The sequence below is a fragment of the Spirillospora sp. NBC_01491 genome (assembly GCF_036227065.1).
Taxonomy (GTDB): Bacteria; Actinomycetota; Actinomycetes; order Streptosporangiales; family Streptosporangiaceae; genus Spirillospora; species Spirillospora xylanilytica.
In genome coordinates this window covers 7,191,714-7,206,605 of the sequence record NZ_CP109432.1, presented here as the reverse complement: position 1 = coordinate 7,206,605, position 14,892 = coordinate 7,191,714, and the positions used below count along the sequence as shown (strand labels likewise).

Genomic DNA, 14,892 nt, shown 5'->3' with positions numbered 1-14,892 from the left:
CCGCTTGGTACGCTAGCGCCCATGATGCTGAAGGGCAAGGTCGCGGTCATCACCGGCGCGGGCCCCGGCCTCGGCCGCACGCTCGCCGTCCTCATGGCCCGCGAGGGCGCCGACGTGGCCGTCGCCGCCCGCAGCGCCGCCACCCTGGACGACACCGCGGGCCGGGTACGGGCCGAGAACCGCGCCGCGCTGCCCGTCCCGACCGACGTCTCCGACCCCGACCAGGTGCGCGACCTCGCCGCCGCCGTCATCGACCGCTTCGGCCGCGTCGACGTGCTCGTCAACGCCGCGTTCCCCGGCACCCACCGCAGGAACGTCCTGGACATGGACGCCGCCTACCTGGAGCAGTGGCGCCGGACCGTCGAGACCGCCACCTTCGGCACCCTGCTGTCGTGCCGCCACTTCGCGCCGCACATGGTGGCCGCGGGGGGCGGCTCGATCGTCAACCTGACCTCGATGTCGAGCCGCGCCGGCTACGCGGGCCGCAGCGACTACGCCGCGGGCAAGGCCGGCGTGCACCTGCTCTCGCACTGCCTCGCCGACGAGCTCGGCCCGTCCGGCGTGCGCGTCAACTGCGTCGCCCCGGGCTGGATCGCCAGCGACGTCCTGGAGGACTGGATGCGCACCCGGGCCGCCGCCGAAGGCGTCCCCCACGAGGACGTCCTCGCCCGCGACGTCGGCGCCATGGCCCTCCGCCGCATCGCCACCGAGGAGGACGTGGCCCGCGCGGTGATCCACCTGGCCTCCGACCACGCCAAGGCCACGACCGGCGCCACCATCGACGTCAACGCCGGCCAGCACTTCACCTGACGCGCCGCCTCAGAGCAGCCGATCGCCGTCGTGCACCCGCACGAACGGCCCGCCCGCGAAGGCGTCCACGACCCGCACGCCCCGCGCTTCCGGCATCCGCTCCACCGCCTCGTCCACCGTGAGCCAGGCGACCTCCGCGGCCTCCGGGGTCGCATGCCCGCCGCCCTCGACCACACGGCAGCGGAAGGCCAGCGTCACCACGCCCAGCACCATGTTCTTGTAGACACCGGTGAGCACCTCGGACGCGACCGTGACACCCGTCTCCTCCAGCACCTCACGAACGACCCCCACCTCCGGCCGCTCGTCGAGCTCGAGCACCCCGCCCGGCGGCACCCATCGGCCGTCGTCCGAACGCCTGATGGCCAGGACACGTCCGTCCGTCCGCACCACGACCCCGGTGACACTCACCGAGTGCAACGGCGGCTCAGCCCTCATCGCCCGCCGCCCACTCGTACGACAGCCTCCACAGATGGCTCGGGAACACGTTGAGCGCGACCTCCAGCGGCTCGTCACCCTCGCCCAGGGCGAGCCGCTGCACCTCGAGCACGTACTGGGCGCGGCTGATGCGCAGAAAGTCCATCTCCTCGGTGAGCGGGCGCCGCGCCTCGGTCTCCTCCACGAAACGGACCACCTGGTGGCCGCGCTCCGCGAGCCGCCGATAGATCCCCGCAGGGCCGGTGTCGGGCAGGGCGAGATCGACGCTGCCCGCCTTGGACAGTGGAATGTAGGACGCCGCCATCTGCACCGGACGCTCGTCGGCGAACATGTGCCGCCTGCGGACCAGCACCTGTTCACCGGCCGGGACGCCGAGCAGCCCGGCGACGCCTTCCGTCGCGCCGACGGCCTCCACCTGGACCAGCTCGGTGCGCGGGCTGAGGCCGGCGCTCCTCATCTCCTCGGCGAAGCTGCTGCCCGCACCATCGCCTCGCGCGGGGATGCGCCGGACGCGCTTGACCATCGCCTTCTCAAGGACGAACGATCCGCGCCCGTGCTCGGTCCGGATCAGTCCCTCGGCCTCCAGCAGCGTGATCGCACGATTGATCGAGGTCTGGTTCAGCCCGTGCCTGCGTGCCAGTTCGGGCTGGCTGGGCAGGGCGTCTCCGGGGCCGAACTCACCGCGGACGATCGCCGCGCGCAGATCGTCCGCGACCTGGCGATAGCGCGCCCTGGGCCGCTCCAAGCCCATCTTTCCCCCTTGGCCGATGCCCCCTGTGTCGACCATAGCGGCGCGCATCCGGCGCCCTGTCCGGAGCAGTCTGGAAACACGTAGGGGCCGTCGTCGGTGAGGGCGCCCCGGCAGACCTCAGCACCCGGCGACTGTTCACTTGACGGGTCCACTCGTCTCGCTGGCGGCTCCGGTTCAGCCGGCGGGGATGACGAACATCGCGGTGGCCTCGACCGTGGTGCGGCCGTCGGGCCCGATGACGCGCCCGTCCACGAAGGTCTTGCGGCCCTCGGCCCGGACGGCCTTGGCCTCGACGGTGAGCCGGGCGCCGTACGGGGTGGGGCGGCGGTAGCGCAGCTCGAGCGTCGCGGTCATCCCGGGCGTCCCGTTCGCCGCCGCGGCGACGCCGAGGACCTGGTCGAGCACCAGCGCCGACACGCCGCCGTGGACGAAGGACGGCGGGCCCTCGTAGACGGCGCTCAGCGTGAACTCGGCGCGGGCGGTGCCGTCGGGCAGGATCTGGATGTCGACCGGCGGCGCGACCGGGTTGAGGGGGCCGCCGACCGGGCCGGCGAGCTGCCTGACCAGGCCGTTGGCGCCGAGCTCGGCGATCGGCGGCGCGTCCCGGCGGACGGCCGACAGCCGGGCGGTGAGCAGCGCGACCTCGGCGGAGACGTCGGCGACCTCCTCCTTCGGGGCCCCGGTGAGGACCACGGCCTCGATCAGCTCGCGGACCCTGGCCGCGAGGCCCGCGAGCACCGCCACCTGGTCCTCGTCCATCGCGTGCGGCTCCCGCGCCACCATCGCGCGCTGCATCGCCGCTTCCGCCCCGCTCATCCAGCCTCCCCAGCCGCACCATGTCCGAACATGATTCTAGAAGGCCGGACGGGACGCGGCCGACGGCGGGGTCAGGGGGCGCGCGGATCGTCGCGGGCGAAGCCGACGGTCTCGTCGACCGTCAGCGCCATGCCCCGCTCGAAGTGCTCGGCGAAGCGGTCGGGTCCGAGGGCCTCGCGCGCCCGCCCCTCCAGCTCGCGGTGCAGGTCCTCCAGCGCCGGGTCGCCGAGCCTCGGCACCCCGACCTGGGCGGGGAACCGGGCCGCCGCGCCGAGCAGGACCGCGCCGTCGGCGTAGCGGCGCTGCCGCGCGTAGACCCAGCCGAGCAGCTCGAACCCGTTGGTCAGCCCCACCAGGTCCTGGACCCGCCGGAACCCGGCCAGGACGGTCCGCAGCTCCCGCGCGCACCCGTCGACGTCATCGAGGAACCAGTGCGCGAGCGCCTTGACGTAGGCGATCCAGGAACGGGCCCAGACCTCGGCCGGCGCGTCCTCCAGCAGCCGCAGCGCCTCGTCGCACTCGGCCAGCGCGGCCTCGGACGCGCCGGACTTGGCCCGGTGGAAGCCGCGCAGCATCCGGAGCATGATCAGGTCCTCGCGCGGGCCGCGGACCAGCAGGATGCCGAGCGCCTCATCGAAGCACCGCCCGGCCCGCCCGGCGTCGCCCATGAACGTGGCGGCGGTGCCGAGGGTGCGCAGCGCCCGCCCGCAGCCGATGTCGTCGCCGCGCCGTCCGGCGAGCCTGAGCGCCTCGTCGGCCAGCGGCATCGCCCGCGGCGACTCGCCCTGGTTGGTGCGCAGGTAGGCGCTGCGCCAGAGCGCGTCGGCCCGTTCGGGGAACGGGCCGGTGACCGCGGCGAGCCCCCGGTCCAGCCAGTAGCGCCCCTCGGTGAAGCGCGACCGGCACAGCCAGCCGCTCCACAGCGAGGCCGCGAGCCGCAGCCCGGCTCGTTCCTCGCCCGGGACGGTGAAGCAGAACTCCAGCGCCGCCCGGACGTTGTCGCGCTCGGCGTCCAGCCGCCGCAGCCACCGGTCCTGGTCGTCGGTCAGCCAGGCCGCGGCGGCCCGCCCGGCCAGCCGCGCCAGGCAGTCGCGGTGCCGGGCGCGCAGCGGCTGGACGGGCTCCACCTCGTTCAGCCACGCCGCGCCGTACTCGCGGAGTGTGTCGAGCATGAGGTGGCGGCCGTCGGCGGCGCGCTGCACGATCGACTTGCCGGCGAGCCCGGCCAGGCACTCGGCCACCGCCTCCCGGTCCAGCCGCGAGTCGGCGCAGACCTCCTCGGCCATGGCCCGGTCGAAGCCGCCCGCGAACACCGAGAGCCGCGCCCACAGCAGCCGCTCGGGCGGGGTGCACAGCTCGTGGCTCCAGCCGATCGCGGTGCGCAGGGTCTGGTGCCGGACGGTCTCGGACGGCCCGTCGCCGAGCAGCCAGAACCGGTCGTCGAGCCGCTTCAGCAGCCCTTCCGGCGACAGCGTCCGCAGCCGCACCGCCGCCAGCTCGATCGCGAGCGGGATCCCGTCGAGCCGGCCGCACAGCAGCACGACCACGTCGCGGTTGGCGGCGGTGAGGGTGAACCCGGGCAGCGCGTCGCGGGCGCGGGCGGCGAACAGCTCGACCGCCTCGCCGCCCGACCGGGTCACCTCCAGCGGCGGCACCGCCAGCACCTGCTCGCCCGGCAGGTCGAGCGGCTGCCTGCTGGTCACCAGCACCCGCACGCCCGGGCAGGCGCGCAGCACCGTCATGGCGAACGCGGCGCAGTCGGCCACCAGGTGCTCGCAGGTGTCCAGGATCAGCAGGCAGCGCCGCGCGCGCAGGCACTCGACCAGCAGGTCGATGGTGGGGACCGCCATCGAGTCGCGCATGCCCATCGACATCGCGACCGTGTCGGCGAGGAGCGCGCCGTCCCGCACCCCGGACAGCTCGACCATGCACACGCCGTCGGGGTGATCGCCCGCCAGCTCGCGCGCGGACCGCATCGCGATGCGGGTCTTGCCCACCCCGCCGGGGCCGGTCAGCGTGACCAGCCGCGCCCGCTCGAACGCGGCGCGCACCGCGCCGAGCTCGCGGGTCCGCCCGACGAACGCCGTCGCCTCCTCGGGCAGCTCGTCCTGGGGCCGCCACGCACGGTCCATCGTCTCGCCTCTCACCCGTACCCGGCACTGCCCCCGTGCCTCCAAGTATGGGTCCGGTCACCGGGTACGCCAGAGAATTTCACCGATTCGCGAATCTGTCCGGACGGGGACCGCGGGACGGCGGTCAGCTCGGGCGGACGCTGCCGACGATCCTCTTCAGGTCGCGCGGGGACGCCGCGTCCCCGACGCCCTGATCGGAGAACAGGACGAACACGGTGGTCTTGCCGGCGGCGGTCCCCGTCGCCGGGACCGCGAGGGCGTGCACCACCGCGCGCGGCGGGACGCATCCGCCGGGCGCCTTGACCAGCACGTCCGCGCGGACGTGCACGGCGTTGACCCGGCCCACCCGCACGGTCTCGGCGGGCGCCAGCGACACCGCGGGCGCCAGGGCGCCCTCGCGCGCGTAGGCGCCCGCCGCCCACGTGCGGGCCGCGTGCCCGGCCACCTGGGCGGGCACGCCGTCGACGTACTGGTTGAAGCCGGAGGCGGCCCGCTCGGCGGGCTCGCCGCAGTACCCTTCGCGGAACACGGCGGTGGCGCTCATCGCCGCCGTCGGCTTGCCGCCCGCGTCCTCGAACCCGATGAGCAGGTCGGGGCTCTTGACCCGCCACGATCCCGGGACGTCGTAGGTGAGCCCGTACTTCCCGCTGCTCACCGCCTTCCAGCCCTTCACCCGCGGCAGGACGGTGCTGACCGGCTCGGGCGGCTGGGGCTTCGGCGTGGCGGTCGGGACGTCGTGCCGCAGGTTCCCGGCGACGTCGCCGGAGTCGGCGAAGAAACCGGCGAGCTGCCGCCCGGCCACCACCAGCACGACCAGCAGCACGAGCGCGAACGGGACGTACACGGCCGGGCCCCGGCGGCGGCGGCGCGTCCCGCCGTCGAGGAGGACGCGCGCGGACGAGGAGGGCGCGTCGTCCTCGGGGGCCGGCCCGGGGAAGGCGGGCACCTTCTTAAAGTCGGGCGGCTTGGCGAAGCCGGACGGCGGGGAGAAGCCGGACGGCGGGGCGGAATCGGACGCTCCGGAGGAGGAGCCCGACCCCGGCGGCCGGGACTTGCCGGAATCGTCCGGCCGGTCCCAGTCCTGCCCGGGGAGGGGGTAGGGATTCGTCCGGCCCCTCGCGGCGCCCTCCCCCGTCCCGCCCGGCTCCTCGTCTTCGCGCATGAGCGGTGACCGTAGCGCACCTTTCGCCCGTTCGGCGGCCTCAGCCGAGATAGGCCGCGCGGACCGCGGCGTCCGCCCGGATCCCGGCCGGGTCGCCGTCGGCGATGACCGTGCCGAGGTCCAGCACGACGATCCGTTCGCAGGCCGCCATGACGAAGCCCACATCGTGCTCGACCAGCAGGACGGTGGCCTCGAGGGCGCCGATGACGGTGGCGAAGAGCGCGGCCTGGTCGGCGTCGAGCCCGGAGGTGGGCTCGTCCAGGAGCAGGACCGAGGGGTCGTCGGCGATGGCGCGGGCCAGCTCCACCATCCGCCGCTGCCCGATGGGCAGGTCGGCGGCGTAGTCGGAGGCCAGGGCGCCGATGCCGCACCGCTCCAGCACCTCGGCGGCGCGGTCGCGGCGCTCGCCCTCCAGGCGGCGGCGGGCACGCCGGCCGACGAGGTCGGCGGCCAGCCCGCCGCCCCCGCCGCGCCACTCGACGGCGGCGAGCACGTTGTCCAGGACGGTCAGCCGTCCGAACACCTGGGGCCGCTGGAACGTCCGCCGCACCCCCAGCCGGGACCGCTGCACCGCCCCGGTCGACGTCACGTCCTCGCCGCGCAGCCGCACCGCGCCAGACGTGGGCCGGCGGAGCCCGGTCACCACGTCGAACAGGGTGGTCTTGCCGGCCCCGTTCGGCCCGATCACCCCGCAGGTCTGGCCCTCCGCGACCGTGAAGCTCACCCCGCTGAGCGCGTGCACGCCGCCGAACCGGACGCTGACGTCCTCGATTCCGATCACCGGTCTCCCTCCATCCCGCCCGCGCCCTCCGGGGCGAGGGGCCGCCCGCCGCCCGCCGTCCCGATCCCGAGGTAGGCCGCGGTCAGCCGGTCCTCGTCGACCTCCGCGCGGTCGCCCGCCCAGGAGATCCGGCCGAGCCGCATGAACGCGACGGTGTCGGCCAGCGCGAGGACCTCGCTCGCCTTCTCCTCCACCACCAGCAGCGCGACGCCGCGGTCGCGCAGCTCGCCGAACAGCTCGAAGACCTGCTCGACCACCAGCGGCGCCAGCCCGAGCGACGGCTCGTCGGCGACCAGCACCCGGGGCGGCCGGACCAGCGCCGGGGCCAGCGCCAGGATCTGCTGCTCGCCGCCCGACAGCGCGCCCGCGGCGACCGTGCGACGTCCGGCGAGCTTCGGCAGCCGCTCGTACACCCGCGCCCGGTCGGCGGCGGACGGCAGCCAGACCGTGAGGTTCTCCTCGACGGTCAGCGCCGGGAACACCCCGCGTCCCTCGGGCGCGAGGTAGACGCCCTGGCGGGCCCTGCGGTGGGCGGGCCAGGCGGTGACGTCGGTCCCGTCCAGCAGGACGCGCCCGGCGGTCGGGGCCAGCGTCCCGCCCGCCACCGCGCACGCGGTGGACTTGCCCACGCCGTTCGCGCCGAGCAGCGCGACGACCTTCCCCGCCGGGACCTCCAGGTCGACGCCGCGGAGCACGGTCGCGTCGCCGTAGCCGGCCACGACGCCCTCGAGCCGCAGCACGGGACCGGCGACGCCGCCGGTCCCGGCCGGGACCGGCTCGGCGGCGGTTGCCGGTCCCGTCCCACTGCGCGCGACGGCGACGGCGACGGCCTTCGCCTCGGTGAGCCGTTCCTGCCTCTTGCGGCGCCGGTAGCGGCGCTCGGCGAACTGGGCGAGGATCCCGTCCGGGTGCCGGGCGAGGACCATCCCGCCCAGCCCGAAGAGGATCAGCCCCACGTACTGCGAATCGGTGATCTTGGACAGCACCTCCGGGGACAGCGCCGTGATCAGCCCGCCCAGCACCGCCCCGCCGATCCGCCGCACGCCCTGGAGCACCACCACGGCCAGCCAGACGAACCCGGTCAGCGCGGGCAGGTCGGTCGCGGTGATCTGCCCGTTGAACGTCGCGTACAGCACGCCGCCGAGCCCGGCGATCCCGGACGCCAGCGCGAACAGCGTGATCTTCGCGCGGGTGCCGGAGATGCCGATCGACTGCGCGGCGGCGGGCGCGGAGCGGACGGCGAGGATGGCGCGTCCGGACGCGGAGCGTTCCAGGTTGCGGATCAGGAGCGCGACCAGGCCGATGACGGCCAGGAGGAGGACCACCCGGACGCGCGGGTCGTTGGTGTCGGCGAAGCCGAGGGAGAACGCGGGGAGCTTCCAGCCGACGGTCCCGTTGCTGAACGCGTCGATCTGGAACAGCACCTGGTCGGCCAGCAGCGCCAGCGCCAGCGTCGCCAGTGCCAGCACCCGGCCGCCCAGGCGCAGCGCGGGCAGCGCCACCAGGATCCCGGCCGCGACGGCCGCCAGCACCCCGATCAGCACCGCGAGCGGGAAGGGCAGCCCCTTGCTGAACGCCAGCCCGGCCGACAGCGCGGCCAGGGCCGCGAACGACGCCTGCGCCAGGTTCACCATCCCGCCGATGCCGGTCACCACGACGAACGAGCAGAAGATCAGCGCCAGCACCAGCCCCTGCGCGACGAGCCCCACCCAGTAGTCGTCGCCCAGCGCGAACGTCCACACCAGCAGCGCCGCGACCGACAGGCTCCACGGCAGCGCGCGCCGCCAGCGCGGCAGGTCGGCGAGGTAGTCGGGCGGTGGAGCGTCCTCGGCGATGGACCCGGCCGTCCGCCCCCTGGCCCGGCCCAGCACCAGCAGCCCGCCGAGCAGCAGGATCGCCGGGACCGCCGTGCGGAATCCGGTCACCTTCTCGGCGAAGTCGGCGTAGCCGGCGACCAGGTTCTGCACGACGCCGAGCGCCAGGCCCGCCGCGAACGTCACCGGGATCGACTGCAACCGCCCGAACACCGCCGCCGTCGCCGAGGCGAACAGCAGCACGGTGAAGGCGTTGGAGTCCAGGCCGAGCGCGGGCACCGCCAGCACCCCGGCCAGCCCCGCCAGCGTGGAGCTCAGGATCCACGCCTGCGCCGAGGCCGCGTCGGCGTCCACCCCGCGCAGCGCGGCCAGCCCTCGCCGGTCGACGGTCGCGCGCATCCGCAGGCCGAGCGGGGTTTGCCGCATGACCGCCCACAGCGTCCCCGCCGCCAGCACCGCGAGCGCGAACGTGGTCACCTGGTCGGAGTCGATGCCCACCCCGCCGAACGGATGCCAGGTGTGCACCGGCCGCGGCCCGAGCCCGCGCGCCGACGCGCCCTCGGTGACCTTCGGCAGATCCGCGCCGAACGTCTCGACCAGCACGTCCACCGCCCACAGCCCGAGCGCCGGCAGCGCGATCGTCAGGCCGATCGTCGCCACGATCTGCGCGGTCTCCCCCGCCGCGGCCAGTCCCCGGAACATCAGCCGGTGCAGCAGGTAGCCGAGCAGCGGCGCGACCAGGACGATCGCGACCGGCCCGCTCACCCACACCGGCCAGCCGAGGCCCGCGGTCAGCTCGAAGAAGATCAGCGCGGTCAGGAACCCGACGGCGCCGTGCGCGAAGTTGAACACTCCGGTGGCCGAGTACGACAGCGTCAGCCCGGACGCCATCAGCGCGAAGACCGCGCCGGTCACCAGCCCGCTCAGGACGTAACCGAGGAGTTCGGTCACGGGTCACCTCCAGGTGCGCCGGGTACCGCTAGAGGACGGTGTTGTCAAAGCACTTGAGGTGCTGGGCGACCTTGAACGCGCCGCCCTCCAGCTTGACCAGCGCGCCGCAGCCGTTGGAGGCGGTCTTGGCGGCCGGGAACTCGATGCGGCCGAAGCCCTTGTTCTGGTAGCTGAACGCCTCGGCGGCCTTCATGAACGCCTCGCGGGTGAGGTCCTTGCCCGCCTTCTCCGCCATCTTGAGGAAGACCTCCGCGGACCAGTAGCCGGTGGCGGCGTGCAGGTCGAGCACGGCACCCGCACCGCCCGCCTTCTCCAGGTCGGCCTTCATCTGCGCGACCTCGGGAATGTCGGACTCGTACGGCTCGAACTGCGGGGCGGCGAACACCCCGTCCAGCGCCGCGATGGTCTGCGGGTCGCGCAGGACGTGCGGGTCGTAGGAGGTCGCGTCGGTGATCAGGCCCTTGAAGCCGGCCTTCTTCAGCGCCGAGTACAGCCCGGAGTTGAACTTGCCGCCGGCCATCACCGAGACCAGCACGTCGGGCGCCCTCCCGCCGGGCCCGCTCTTCATGATCTTGTTGACGTACGGGGACCAGTCCTGCGGGGGCGCCTGCGCGGGCAGCGCGGCCGAGGTGCCGGCCATGCCGAAGCCGGCGGCGGTGAACGACTTGGACATGGTGGAGATGGCGTACTTGCTCGCGGTGGAGTCGGTGGCCTGGATCCAGACGGTCCTGCCCTCGGCCCCGCCGAGCTGCGCGGCGACCTGGTGGCCCCACCAGGTCTGGGTCTTCTGGCCCGGCTGGGGGGCCAGGCAGCCGTTGAACCCGAACGCGCTCTGCTTGCCGCACCAGAACGGACCGGTGGCCCAGCCGATCCACGGCACCTTCTGCTGCTCCAGGAACTCGGCGCCGCCGAACTGCGGCGCGCTGACCGGCACGAGCGCGAAGACCTTCTCCTTCTGCACCAGCTTCCGGGTCGCCGCGGCGCCCTTGTCGGGCGTCATCCCGTCGTCCTCGGCGCCGACGAACTCGATCTTGCGGCCGTGCACGCCGCCCTCGGCGTTGGCCCGGTCGAAGCGGGCCTTGGCGCCGAGCTCGGCGCCGCCGGTGGAGTAGCCGGTCGCGCTGGTCTCGGTGAGCACCCCGCCGATCTTGATGGAGTCGCCGGTCACCCCGGCCGTCCCGGCACCGCCCGACGCCTCGTTGCCGGTGGCGCAGGCCCCCAGCACGGTGGCGACCGCCGCGAGGGCGGCGGTCCGCAGCATCGTGGACGTCTTCATGGCGCCTCCAGGCACATTGACGGGCACGTTCGAGGCGACGGCACATGATGTGACCTAGCGCTCGCTTGGTCCGGAGGGTAAGTTCGCCGGGGAGAGCCTGTCAACGGGTCTACCTGGCCTCCTGTACGAAAGTGAGCCACGAAGTGACGAGCACGGTGATGCGCGCGGCGCTGCTGCGGGAGTACGGCGCCCCCCTCCAGATCGCCGAGGTGGAGGTCGGCGCGCCCCAGTCCGGCGAGGTGCTGGTGAAGATCGCGGCGTCCGGCGTCTGCGGCTCCGACCTCAAGGCCATCGACGGCAGGAGCCCCGTCGTGTCGCACCTGCCCTGCGTGCTCGGCCACGAGAGCGCGGGCGTGGTCGAGGCCACCGGGCCCGGGGTGACCTCGGTCCGGCCCGGCGACCATGTGATCATCGCGATGAACGGGCCGTGCGGCCGGTGCCGCAACTGCTCGCGCGGCCGGGCGTTCCTGTGCAGCGGCAAGGCCCGGATGACCGCGATCATGGGCCTGATGGCGGACGGCGGCACCCGGCTGAGCAGCGGCGGCGAGGTCGTCCGGCCCTACATCGGGATCGGCGCGTTCGCCGAGAAGGCCGTGGTCGGCGAGGCGATGTGCGTCAAGGTGAGCCCGGACGCCCCGCTCGACCTGCTCGCGCTCACCGCGTGCGGCGTGGTCACCGGCGTCGGCGCGGTGCTCAACACCGCCCGGGTCGAGGCCGGGTCCAGCGTGCTGGTGGTCGGCTGCGGCGGGGTCGGGCTGAACGTGGTCCAGGGCGCGGTGCTGGCCGGCGCCACCACGATCATCGCCGCCGACGTGGCCCCCGGGAAGCTGGAGATGGCGGCCCGGTTCGGTGCCACCCACACCGTCCTGTCCGACGACCTGCCCAAGCAGGTCGGCGAGATCGTCCGCGGCGGCGCCGACTACGCCTTCGACGTCACCGGCGTGCCCGAGGTGCTGGCCAGGACGTTCGCCGCGACCCAGCCGGGCGGCACCACGGTGATGGTGGGCAGCCCCGCCGCCGGGAAGGACCTGGAGATCCCGCCCGGCCAGCTCTTCGGCTCCCGGCGGCTGATGGGCACCCAGGGCGGCGACGCCACGCCCGCCCGCGACCTCCCGCTGCTGGTCGACCTGTACCGGCGCGGACGGCTCAACCTGGAGGGACTGGTCAGCGAGCGGGTCCCGCTCGAGGCCGTCAACGAGGCCGTCGCCCACGTCCGCTCGGGTGCCGTCGCCCGCTCGGTCATCGTGTTCGACTGACCGGCGCCCGGCCGCCCCGCCGGCTCAGGAGCGGGTCATCGTGCCGGACACCCCCCAGGTGCGGCCCTTCTCGGTGCCGGTGTAGTTGAACAGGATCGTGCGGGGGCCCTTGCGGGTCACCGTGACCGTCCCGGAGTCGACGCACTTGTCGGGACGGTCGGTGATCCGCTCGCGCAGCGTCAGCGTGCCGCCCGCGTGCCCGGCGAAGCTCTCGACCCCGCCGCAGCCCTGGTCGGGGTACCTGATCCGGCCCGGGCCCCGGCCGGCGGGCAGGGTGAGGATCACGTTCAGCATCTTGCCGTCGCTCTGCCGCAGCCGCCCCTTCCAGGTGCCCTTGTAGGCGGCGGGGATCCCGGTGGGCGGCGGCTTCCGCGTGGGCTTCGGCTTCGGCCGCCTGGTCTTGGACCGCGTGGGCGAGGGCTTCGGCTTCGGCTTCGAGGAGGTGGCGGACGGCGTGGCCACCGGCGGGGGCGGCTGCGCGCCGGTACCGCCGCCCCGGTCGCTCAGCACGACGATCCCGACCACGGCGGCCACCGCGACCGCGATCACGGCGGCCGACACCGCGACGACCCCGGACACGCGCCGCGCGGGCGCGGGCCCGTACGCGGAGGGCGGATAGGGGCCCGCCGCGTTCACCATCGTCGCCTGCATCGCGCCCGGTGCTGCACCCGCACCTGAACCCGGTCCTGCACCTGGGCCCGCGCCCGGCCCCGGCCCCGCGCCCTGTCCCCAGCCGGGGCCCGCGGCGCCTCCGGTGACCGCGCCGCCCGCGGCGGCGTGCAGCGCCGCCGGGGGCATCGGGCCGGTCGCCTGGACCTCCTGCTCGCCGAGCAGGGTGCGCAGCGCCTCCGGGGCCGGCGGGCGGGCCGCCGGGTCCTTGGCCAGGCAGCGCAGCACGAGGTCGCGCAGCGGCCCGGTCAGCTCGCCGAGGTCGGGGTCGTCCCGCACGATGCGGCCGACCACCGCGGTCAGCGTGTCGTCCCCGAACGGCGGCCGTCCGCACGAGGCGAAGACCAGCGTCGCGGCCCACGCGAACACGTCGGCGGGCGGCCCGGCCCGCTCGCCGGAGAACTGCTCGGGCGCCATGTACGCGGGGGTGCCGATCATGCCGCTGGACGTGATCGTCGCGCCGTCCAGCGCGCGGGCCACGCCGAAGTCGATGACCCGCGGGCCGTCCGGCCCGAGCAGCACGTTGTGCGGCTTGAAGTCGCGGTGCACCACGCCCGCCTGGTGGATCGTGACGAGCGCGGTCGCCGTCCCGACCGCGAGCCGCTCCAGGGTGCCGCCGGTGCGCGGCCCGTCGGTCGTGACCACGCGGTGCAGCGAGGGACCGTCGACGTACTCGCTCACGATGTAGGGGCGGTCGCCCGCCAGGTCCGCGTCGAGCACGGCCGCGGTGCAGAACCGCGAGACCCGCTTGGCGGTCTCCAGCTCGCGGATGAACCGCGCGCGGGCCTCCGGATCGTTGCCGAGCCCGGTGCGCAGCAGCTTGACCGCGACCCGCCCGCCCCCGCCGCTCACAGCCTCGCCCGCGTAGACGACGCCCTGGCCGCCCGAGCCGAGCCGCCCGGACAGCCGGTACGGCCCGAGCCGGCGCGGATCCTCTGGGCGCAGCGCTTCGGCCGCTGGCATGGCCCCTCCCCCGGTAGGTGAGGCGCCGCCGAGCCGCGCCCAGTTCACGTTGATCTCCCCGATGATCTCCCTTTGGGGCGAAAGGAACGCTACTGACCGATCAGTCCGGCCGCTACTCGAACCGGGCCGGACGCGCGGAAGGCATGCTCAGGACGGCCGCGCCGGTGCTACAGGTGGGCGCGCGCGTACTCGTCCAGGACGGGCAGGACCACCTCCCGTCCCGCCGCGGGCACGCGCAGCACGACCTCCTCGATGCCGAGCGAGGCGTAGTAGCCGAGCTTCTCGCGGGACGGCAGTGTCCCGAACGGGATCACCGGCACCGTGTCCCGCCCGGCGGCGGCGCACGCCTCGCGCAGGGCGGGCAGCGCCTCGCGGATCCCGGCGCCGCCGATCGGCATCCATCCGTCGCCGTACTCGGCGATGTGCGCGAACAGCGTGGGGCCGGGGGCGCCGCCGAGCAGCACCGGGACGCGCCCGGCCGGTTTGGGCCACGACCAGGTCGGCGCGAAGTCCACGAACTCGCCCTTGAACGCCGCCTCGTCTGCGGTCCACAGCTCCCGCATGGCCAGCACGTGCTCGCGGGCCATCGCCCGCCGCCGCTTCCACGGGACGCCGTGGTCGGCGGCCTCCTCGGCGTTCCAGCCGTACCCGACGCCGAGGGTGAAGCGCCCGCCGGACAGCCGGTCGAGGGTGGCGATCGCCTTGGCGGTGACGATCGGATCGCGCTGCGCGGGCAGCGACACGCCGGTCCCGAGCCGGATCCGGCTCGTCACCGCGGCCGCCGCCGCGAGCGCCACGAACGGGTCGAGCGTGCGGGCGTACTCCTCCGGCAGGTCGTCCACCCCGGTGGGGGCCGGGGTGTCCCTGGCGACCGGGATGTGGGTGTGCTCGGGCAGGTAGAGGGAGGCGAAGCCGCGCTCCTCGGCCTCCCGGGCCAGGTCGTGCGGCTCCATGGTCAGGTCGGTGGCGAACATCGTGACGCCCAGCCGCATGCTCACAGGCTCCTCCTCGCGCGATACGGGTCACACCCTATCCACTCGACCAAGCGATTGCTCGGCTGTTCGGATTTGATGTAG

General features: G+C 74.7%; 12 protein-coding genes. 2 read left to right on the top strand and 10 right to left on the bottom strand.

Annotation, left to right across the window (positions count from 1 at the left end; all coding sequences use genetic code 11):
- The first annotated feature begins 21 nt into the window (after positions 1–21).
- Positions 22–810 (top strand): SDR family oxidoreductase, encoded by a 789-nt coding sequence (locus tag OHA34_RS33515; protein WP_329519926.1) that lies wholly within the window; start codon positions 22–24, stop codon positions 808–810.
- Between the two features lie 9 nt (positions 811–819).
- On the opposite strand, the gene OHA34_RS33510 is transcribed toward OHA34_RS33515, so the two are convergent.
- The 8 genes from OHA34_RS33510 to OHA34_RS33475 all read right to left on the bottom strand — a co-directional run bounded on the left by OHA34_RS33510 (position 820) and on the right by OHA34_RS33475 (position 10,928).
- Positions 820–1,245, bottom strand: coding sequence for an NUDIX hydrolase (locus OHA34_RS33510; protein WP_285937315.1), 426 nt, complete (start codon positions 1,243–1,245; stop codon positions 820–822).
- Positions 1,235–1,996 carry a GntR family transcriptional regulator gene (locus tag OHA34_RS33505; RefSeq protein ID WP_285937316.1) on the bottom strand — a complete coding sequence of 254 codons (762 nt, stop codon included), beginning with the start codon at positions 1,994–1,996 and terminating at the stop codon, positions 1,235–1,237. Before OHA34_RS33505 ends, OHA34_RS33510 begins: the two co-directional genes overlap by 11 nt.
- A gap of 174 nt (positions 1,997–2,170) precedes the next feature.
- Positions 2,171–2,812, bottom strand: a complete 642-nt coding sequence (locus OHA34_RS33500; RefSeq protein WP_285937317.1) for a PaaI family thioesterase — start codon at positions 2,810–2,812, stop codon at positions 2,171–2,173.
- Positions 2,813–2,883: 71 nt separating this feature from the next.
- Positions 2,884–4,944: an ATP-binding protein gene (locus tag OHA34_RS33495; RefSeq protein ID WP_329519925.1), complete on the bottom strand. Its 2,061-nt coding sequence runs from the start codon at positions 4,942–4,944 to the stop codon at positions 2,884–2,886.
- A gap of 124 nt (positions 4,945–5,068) precedes the next feature.
- Positions 5,069–6,106 (bottom strand): hypothetical protein, encoded by a 1,038-nt coding sequence (locus tag OHA34_RS33490; RefSeq protein WP_329519924.1) that lies wholly within the window; start codon positions 6,104–6,106, stop codon positions 5,069–5,071.
- A gap of 40 nt (positions 6,107–6,146) precedes the next feature.
- Entirely contained in the window at positions 6,147–6,887 is a 741-nt protein-coding gene (locus OHA34_RS33485) for an ABC transporter ATP-binding protein (protein ID WP_329519923.1), read from the bottom strand.
- Positions 6,884–9,652, bottom strand: coding sequence for an ABC transporter permease subunit (locus OHA34_RS33480; RefSeq protein ID WP_329519922.1), 2,769 nt, complete (start codon positions 9,650–9,652; stop codon positions 6,884–6,886). Before OHA34_RS33480 ends, OHA34_RS33485 begins: the two co-directional genes overlap by 4 nt.
- A gap of 28 nt (positions 9,653–9,680) precedes the next feature.
- Positions 9,681–10,928 (bottom strand): ABC transporter substrate-binding protein, encoded by a 1,248-nt coding sequence (locus OHA34_RS33475; protein ID WP_329519921.1) that lies wholly within the window; start codon positions 10,926–10,928, stop codon positions 9,681–9,683.
- Between the two features lie 158 nt (positions 10,929–11,086).
- Here OHA34_RS33475 and OHA34_RS33470 point away from each other — a divergent pair, with 158 nt between their 5' ends.
- A complete protein-coding gene (locus OHA34_RS33470) occupies positions 11,087–12,184 on the top strand; it encodes an alcohol dehydrogenase catalytic domain-containing protein (protein ID WP_285938585.1) in 1,098 nt (365 codons plus the stop codon).
- Positions 12,185–12,208: 24 nt separating this feature from the next.
- Here OHA34_RS33470 and OHA34_RS33465 read toward each other — a convergent pair whose 3' ends face one another.
- Positions 12,209–13,816: a serine/threonine-protein kinase gene (locus tag OHA34_RS33465; protein ID WP_329519920.1), complete on the bottom strand. Its 1,608-nt coding sequence runs from the start codon at positions 13,814–13,816 to the stop codon at positions 12,209–12,211.
- A gap of 167 nt (positions 13,817–13,983) precedes the next feature.
- Positions 13,984–14,808: an LLM class F420-dependent oxidoreductase gene (locus OHA34_RS33460; protein WP_285938586.1), complete on the bottom strand. Its 825-nt coding sequence runs from the start codon at positions 14,806–14,808 to the stop codon at positions 13,984–13,986.
- Positions 14,809–14,892: the final 84 nt, after the last annotated feature.

Excerpts from the sequence above, each read along its gene's own strand:
- OHA34_RS33515 (WP_329519926.1), top strand. The coding sequence starts at position 22 with ATGATGCTGAAGGGCAAGGTCGCGGTCATCACCGGCGCGGGCCCCGGC.
- OHA34_RS33510 (WP_285937315.1), bottom strand. The coding sequence starts at position 1,245 with ATGAGGGCTGAGCCGCCGTTGCACTCGGTGAGTGTCACCGGGGTCGTG.
- OHA34_RS33505 (WP_285937316.1), bottom strand. The coding sequence starts at position 1,996 with ATGGGCTTGGAGCGGCCCAGGGCGCGCTATCGCCAGGTCGCGGACGAT.
- OHA34_RS33500 (WP_285937317.1), bottom strand. The coding sequence starts at position 2,812 with ATGAGCGGGGCGGAAGCGGCGATGCAGCGCGCGATGGTGGCGCGGGAG.
- OHA34_RS33495 (WP_329519925.1), bottom strand. The coding sequence starts at position 4,944 with ATGGACCGTGCGTGGCGGCCCCAGGACGAGCTGCCCGAGGAGGCGACG.
- OHA34_RS33490 (WP_329519924.1), bottom strand. The coding sequence starts at position 6,106 with ATGCGCGAAGACGAGGAGCCGGGCGGGACGGGGGAGGGCGCCGCGAGG.
- OHA34_RS33475 (WP_329519921.1), bottom strand. The coding sequence starts at position 10,928 with ATGAAGACGTCCACGATGCTGCGGACCGCCGCCCTCGCGGCGGTCGCC.
- OHA34_RS33470 (WP_285938585.1), top strand. The coding sequence starts at position 11,087 with ATGCGCGCGGCGCTGCTGCGGGAGTACGGCGCCCCCCTCCAGATCGCC.
- OHA34_RS33465 (WP_329519920.1), bottom strand. The coding sequence starts at position 13,816 with ATGCCAGCGGCCGAAGCGCTGCGCCCAGAGGATCCGCGCCGGCTCGGG.
- OHA34_RS33460 (WP_285938586.1), bottom strand. The coding sequence starts at position 14,808 with ATGCGGCTGGGCGTCACGATGTTCGCCACCGACCTGACCATGGAGCCG.